This is a genomic window from Allobosea sp. 05T422_2, assembly GCF_056396265.1.
This window is the reverse complement of the sequence record NZ_JBFTLD010000336.1, coordinates 1-6,539: the sequence shown is the minus strand read 5'-3', so window position 1 is coordinate 6,539 and position 6,539 is coordinate 1. Positions and strand designations below refer to the sequence as shown.

Genomic DNA, 6,539 nt, shown 5'->3' with positions numbered 1-6,539 from the left:
GCAACCATCGGCTCCGGATTATGGTGGCCGAATGGCCGCAGCGTCGCGTCCTTGGAGAGCTTGGCGGCATGGTCGAAGGTGCCACCGATACCGACGCCGATCACCACGGGAGGGCAGTGCTGACCGCCGGCACGCATGACCATCTCGAGGATGCAGCGTTCGATCTCATCGAGGCTCGGGCTGACCAGCGTCTCGATCGCAGCCCAGCGGCCTCCGCCGAGCGCCTTCGGCGCGCAGGTGATATCCATGTAGTCGACATCGCCAAGCAGGTCATAGGAGACCAGCGGCATGTCCTTGCCCTTGTAGCTGCGCTCATTCGTCAGCGGATTGGTGACGAAGCGCAGGATCGGCGGCTGGATCGTCTGGACGAGGTGCTCGAAGCCATCGACGATGGCCTGGCGGATGTCGCCTCGCATCTGGACACCCGATCCGATCTTCACGGCATAGCTCGGAACCCCTGCATCCGAGCACAGGAAGCGCTCGGTCCGCTCCGCCGTTTCCGCACTGTCGAGCATGAAGGCCAGCGTCTTGCGTGCATGGGGCACGGTCTCGGTCTCGACCGCATTACGCAGGGCGCTCTTCGATGTCTCCGGGATCCGGCGCAGCGACCAGTCATAGAGATTGGCCGTGACCTCCTTCACCAGATCATATGTTATCGCCATGCGCCGCTGCCCAGTTCACCTCTGCCCAACCTAGCGGGCCGGGACGGGGGGATGGTTCAAAGCGCCGGCGTTTCGCACGATGAAATGAGCGCGCTGTGCATACTTTGCTATCCAGCCCCTCCTAGGATCGATCGAGTTTCACCGTCACAGGCCTGATGATGTCTCAGATACCAAGCGCCGTTCCGATGCGCGTTGCCGATCTTGTCGCGGAGGTTGCCGCTGTCTTTGCCGGCGCCGGACTCTCTCCCGCCGGCGCGAGCCGTATTGCGGAAGCCCTGGTCGAAGCGGAGCAGCAGGGCCTGAGCTCGCACGGGCTGATGCATGTGCCGCTCTATATCGAACGCCTGCGCAAGGGCTCGGTCTCGCCGCATGACGAAGCTCTGTGCGTGAGTGACCATGGCGCCGTTGCGGTTCTCGACGGCCGCCACATGCTCGGTCATCTGGCCGCCGAGCAGGCCATGACCCTGGCTATCGCAAAGGCTCGGAGTTTCGGCATCGGCGCGGTTGCCGTGCGTCATGGGTTTCATTTCGGCGCTGCCGGTCGCTATGCCGCCCAGGCCGCTGAGGCCGGCATGATCGGGATTGCGATGTCGAATACGCGGCCGTTGATGCCGGCCCCCGGCGGGGCTGAGCCGGCTGTCGGCAACAACCCGATCGCGATTGCCATTCCGACTGCGGACGAGCCTGCGGTGGTGGTCGATGTCGCCATGAGCGAAGGCGCTCTCGGCCGCATTCGCCATCACCAGCAGCGCGGCGAGCCGATTCCGGCGAACTGGGCCGTAACGTCGGAAGGGCTTCCGACCACCGACCCTGCCGAGGCAATCAGGGGGCTGCTTCTGCCCACCGGCGGCCCCAAGGGGTTTGCCCTCGCACTGGCGGTCGACATGCTGTGCGGGCTCCTGTCCGGTGGTGCCGTGGGAGCCGAGGTGAAAGCGCTCTACGGCGACGCCGCGCAACCGAATGACTGCTCGTTTCTGTTCCTGACGCTGAATCCGGGCGCTTTCGGCGCTGAGGCCTTGCCTTGCCGCGCCGCAGCCGAGCGGGAGCGCATCAGCAGCGGGCGCCGCGCCCCCGGTACTAATGCCATCCGTGTCCCCGGTCAGGCAAAATGGGAGAACGCCAAGCTCCGACAGGAGATCGTGGCGGTCGACAGCCGGACGCTCGCTGCGCTGAGGGCAAGCGCCATTGGAAGCTGACTAGGGGGGCAGGGGCCTCGACTGTCAAAGCGAAGCAGGGGGCGCGGCTGCTCACCAGAGGCGCGGCCCCTCCATCGTTGATACGTGAGCGGAGATCACCTTCCAGCCGAGATCGGGGAAGCGCGCCCAGGTCTGGCTCTACCGGCCGACCATGTCCTGCCCGCGGACCTTGAACTCCAGGTTCACCGTGGCAATGTCGCGCCCCAGAGTGAGAATCTCCAGCCGCAGCCGCTTTTCCTTGATACCGGGCCCCGGCGGGCGAGAAACGCGGTGGGCGTGGATCTCCGAGAAGCCATAGCCATTCTCGTGCAACGCGTATCGGATGGTGTGCGGACTGTCCCAGAATGCGGCATCCAGCACAGCCACATCCTTGTCGATCAGGGCTTGCTCGTAGCGTTCGAACAATGCGCCGATTTCGGCAACGACATGGGCAAATTCGGGATCAGGTCGGGCACGGTGCAGCCTTCATACATGGCGCCGACGGATCAAGCCGGCCTCCGCCCCCTGTCATAGGATGATCAGAGTTCCGCCCGCTCCCATTCGGATGGGAGCGGGCGGCGAAGCGGTGGACCAGATTCGGTCCCGGAGCGCTGGACGGCTAGGTGCGGTACCAGCTCGCAAGGTTCCAGGTCGTGACTTCCCAGCCCGAAATATCGGGCACGAGGTTGTTCGCCGACGCGCCTACGATCGTGCGCGACAGGAGCGGCAGGATGATGTTGGCCTCGCAGAAGATCTCGTTGACCTTGATCAGCAGCGCGGCGCGCTTCACAGGGTCGAACTCCTTCTGCGCAGCCTTGTAGGCCTCATCCGCTTCCTTGCTGCCATAGCGCGAGACGTTGMGGCCGAGCCACTTGTTCTCCTTGTTGGCGATTTCCCAGGACACGAACTGGTTCAGGAAGCGCTCCGGATCCGGCTGCGGCTGCGTCGTGGTGTACATCTCCATGTCGCAGTAGAGCTTGGTGTAGGTGTCGGGATTGGAGACGTCCGAGGAGAAGAACACGGACGCGGTCACCGACTTCAGCTCGAGATCGATGCCGGCACGCTGGCAGGCCTGCTTGATGATCGCCTGGGTCTTCTGGCGCGGCGCGTTGATCGAGGTCTGGAAGACGTATTTGAGCTTCTTGCCATCCTTCTCGCGGATACCGTCGGCGCCCTTCTTCCAGCCGGCGTCGTCGAGGATCTTGTTGGCCTTGTCGACGCTGAATTCATACTTCAGCTTCGGCGACTTGAACTGCTTCGGCTCGTTGACGAAGCTCGCCGTCGCCGTGCCGCCGCGGCCATAGATGAACTTCTGGATCGAGTCGCGGTCGATCAGGAGGTTGATCGCCTGGCGCACCGCCGGATCGCTGAGCGTCGGATGCTTGGTCTTGACGCTCGAACGTTCGCCGTCGACCTCGGTCCACGGGTCCGTGGGGTTGAGGATGATGAACTCGACGTCGCCACCAGGAACCACCACCACGCGCCCGCGCCCGCCGGTCTCCATGCGCTTGAGGATCTCGTCCTCGACCTGCATGTTCCAGGCATAGTCGTATTCGCCGGTCTGCAGCACGGCACGCGCCGCCGAGACCGCGTCACCGCCGCCTTTGACTTCGAGCGTGTCGAAATGCGGCTTGTTCTTGACGTGATAATCGGGGTTTCGTTCGCCCGTGAGCAGGTCGCCGGGCTTGAACTCGACGAACTTGTAGGGGCCGGTGCCAACGGGCTTCAGATTGGCCGGGGCTTCGCGCGACTTGGCGCCCTTGTACTCGCCGAAATGGTGCTTCGGGATGATCATGCCGGCGACGCCGACGAAGGCATCGGCCCAGAACGGCGTCGGATCCTTGAAGATGATCTTGACGGTGTGGGAGTCGATCTTCTCGACCTTGATGTCCTTGTAGGCGCCGGTCGTATAGGCGGCGGTGGCCGGATCGGCGGCATATTCCCAGGTGAAGACGACGTCATCCGCGGTGAACGGCTTGCCGTCATGCCATTTGACGCCCTGCTTCAGCTTCCAGATCACTTCCTTGCCGTCGGCAGACACTCCGCCATTGGCCTTGGTCGGGATCTCGGCGGCGAGTTGGGGAACGAGATTGCCGTCCTTGTCCCAGCCGGCGAGCGGCTCGAAGAAAACGCGCGAGGCGATCTGGTCCTTGGTGCCGCTGGCGAAATGCGGGTTCAGCAGGGTCGGTGCCTGCCAGAGCAGGATCTTCAGCGGCCCGCCGCCACCGGCCTTGGTCGGCTTGTAGTCGTCGGCCGACTGGGCCATCGCGACGCCGTTCCAGGCCAACATCTGGGTTGCGATCGGTGCGCTCAGTCCCAGCGCCACCATCTTCTGCACGAAGGAGCGCCGCGACAGGCCACCTTCCTTCACATCCGCGATCAAACCTCGCAGGTCGTGTTCGTTCATAAATACCCTCCGCCGACAGGCCGTTGATAATGTTCCGGGGGTCTTGCGCCCCCTGCTTTTCCCTCAAGCAGCCGTCAGCAAGGCATGGGCCAGCGAAAGCGTCAACTGGGCGCTGCAGAATGGCCAATGCTGCATGCGCCGATCGTGCGGGCGTTCGTGCAACGAAGCGTATCGGCGTGGATTAGGCCGCAGCCGCAGCAAGCAACGCGGCTTCATGACATGGCTTTGGAGAAGGTTTGGGGCGGGCACCAAGAATTGGCAGAGGGCACAACGATAGACCTGCCCCGAAACCGAGGTGCGGGCAGGGACCAGCCGAAGGCCATGTCGAGACTGAATGGCTCGCACCGGCGTGCTGACGATGCCCCCGTCGCGGCCTGCGCCGGACGTCGGCCATCCCGGCGCAGTGGACTTCGGAAAAATGCCCGTGATTCGGCCAGCCGATTCTCCACCCTCCGGCGGCTAGGCCGGAAGCGTGTAGGCGGTCTTCACGGTCGTGTAGAATTCCTGCGCGTAGCGGCCCTGTTCCCGGGGGCCGTAGGACGAACCTTTGCGGCCACCGAAGGGCGCGTGGTAATCCGTGCCGGCGGTCGGAAGATTGACCATGACCGTTCCGGCCTCTGCGTTGCGTTTGAAGTGGCTCGCATATTTGAGGCTCGTCGTGCAGATGCCGGCCGAGAGGCCGAACCTTGTATCGTTGGCGGCGGCAAGCGCGGCGTCATAGTCCTTGACGCGGATGACTGCTGCGACTGGCCCGAAGACCTCCTCGCGGGCGATCCGCATGGTCTGGTCGATCTCGGTGAACAGCGCCGGCGATAGATAGAATCCTGGCGTGGCCCGCGCGAGAACCTCACCGCCGCACGCAAGCCGGCCGCCTTCCTCCTGACCAAGGCGGAGATAGCGCAGGTCCTGATCGAGCTGCCTCTGGTCAACCACGGGTCCGATGCTTGCTTCCGGCTTGAGCGCATCGTCGACGACGAGCCCGTGCATGGCATCGATCAGGCGCTCTACGAAGCTGTCATGGATCTTGTCGGTGACGATCAGCCGGGACGCTGCGGTGCAACGCTGCCCGGTCTGGTAGAAGGCGCTATTGAGCGCACACCCAACCGCCAGTTCGATATCGGCATCGTCGAGCACGACAAGCGGGTTCTTGCCGCCCATTTCGAGCTGCATCTTCTTCATCCGGTCGGATGCGACACAGGCCTCTGCGACCTTGCGGCCCGTGGTGACAGAGCCGGTGAAGGAGATTGCGTCCACGTTATCGCTGCGCAGGATCGCTTCGCCGACGACAGATCCCGATCCCATCACGAGGTTGAAGACGCCGGCCGGAAGGCCGGCTCTGGCAAGGATGTCAGCCAGCGCATGCGCGGAGCCCGGCACCAGTTCGGCCGGTTTGAGGACGATGCAGTTGCCGTAGGCGAGGGCAGGCGCGATCTTCCAGGCAGGAATCGCGATCGGAAAGTTCCAGGGCGTGATCAGCCCGACGACGCCGACAGGCTCCCGGGTAATGTCGACCTCGACGCCGGGACGCATCGAGGCCAACCTGTCGCCTGCCAGGCGCAGGCACTCACCGGCAAAGAAGTGGAAGATCTGCCCGGCCCGCACGACCTCACCGATGCCGTCCGCCAGCACCTTGCCCTCCTCGCGGGAAAGCAGCATCCCGAGTTCGTCCTTGCGAGCGAGGATCTCGTCGCCAATACCCTTCAGGATATCGTGCCGGAGCTGGATCGATGAGCGCGACCAGGCCGGGAAGGCTGTCGCAGCTGCGTCGATGGCGTCCTGCACGTCGGCATGAGTGGCCTGCGCGTAATGGGCGACGATGTCATTGGTGTTCGACGGATTGATGTTGGCGATCGCTTCACTTGCGTGACGCCACTCTCCGCCGATGTAGTTCGGTTGGATCATTGCAGGGACTCGTGTGGCGGCGCGCCGGCACACKAATGCCGGCGTTGCGCGAGGGGAAGGCAATCGCCAAGGATCAATCGTTGATGATGGCGCGCAGGAAGCGCCGGGTGCGTTCCTCGGCCGGATTCTCGAAGAAGGCGCGGGCAGGGGCCTCCTCGACGATCTGTCCGGCGTCGAGCAGCATGGCCCGGCTGGCGACGCTCTTGGCGAACCCGATCTCGTGGGTCACCATGACCATGGTCATGTTGTGCTCCTGGTGCACCTTGCGGATGACCTGGAGAACCTCTTCGCGCATCTCGGGATCGAGCGCCGATGTCGGCTCGTCGAACAGCATCAGGGTGGGGTTCATCGCCAGTGCCCGGGCGATCGCCACGCGTTGACGCTGCCCACCGG

General features: G+C 64.1%; 5 protein-coding genes and 1 pseudogene. 1 reads left to right on the top strand and 5 read right to left on the bottom strand.

Annotated features, from left to right (window positions below):
• Nucleotides 1-662: fumarate hydratase (locus AC1DJT_RS33105; protein WP_476835731.1), on the bottom strand; the 662-nt coding region annotated here is incomplete at its 3' end.
• Between the two features lie 185 nt (nucleotides 663-847).
• Here AC1DJT_RS33105 and AC1DJT_RS33100 point away from each other — a divergent pair.
• Nucleotides 848-1,858, top strand: coding sequence for an Ldh family oxidoreductase (locus AC1DJT_RS33100; protein WP_441508035.1), 1,011 nt, complete (start codon nucleotides 848-850; stop codon nucleotides 1,856-1,858).
• Nucleotides 1,859-1,909: 51 nt separating this feature from the next.
• Here the strand turns inward: AC1DJT_RS33100 and AC1DJT_RS33095 are convergent.
• From AC1DJT_RS33095 to AC1DJT_RS33080, 4 genes and pseudogenes are all read right to left on the bottom strand, one after another.
• Nucleotides 1,910-2,320 (bottom strand): annotated as a pseudogene (locus tag AC1DJT_RS33095) (AtzH-like domain-containing protein).
• 136 nt (nucleotides 2,321-2,456) lie between these two features.
• The gene (locus AC1DJT_RS33090; RefSeq protein ID WP_476835730.1) at nucleotides 2,457-4,244 is read right to left on the bottom strand and encodes a peptide ABC transporter substrate-binding protein; all 1,788 of its coding nucleotides are present in this window, start codon (nucleotides 4,242-4,244) and stop codon (nucleotides 2,457-2,459) included.
• 459 nt (nucleotides 4,245-4,703) lie between these two features.
• Nucleotides 4,704-6,146: an aldehyde dehydrogenase family protein gene (locus AC1DJT_RS33085; protein ID WP_441489934.1), complete on the bottom strand. Its 1,443-nt coding sequence runs from the start codon at nucleotides 6,144-6,146 to the stop codon at nucleotides 4,704-4,706.
• A 73-nt stretch (nucleotides 6,147-6,219) separates the two neighbouring features.
• Nucleotides 6,220-6,539, bottom strand: a 320-nt coding sequence (locus AC1DJT_RS33080; protein ID WP_476835729.1) for an ATP-binding cassette domain-containing protein, incomplete at its 5' end; no start/stop codon positions are given.

Coding starts and splice junctions, on each gene's coding strand:
- AC1DJT_RS33100 (WP_441508035.1), top strand. CDS start 848: ATGCGCGTTGCCGATCTTGTCGCGGAGGTTGCCGCTGTCTTTGCCGGC.
- AC1DJT_RS33085 (WP_441489934.1), bottom strand. CDS start 6,146: ATGATCCAACCGAACTACATCGGCGGAGAGTGGCGTCACGCAAGTGAA.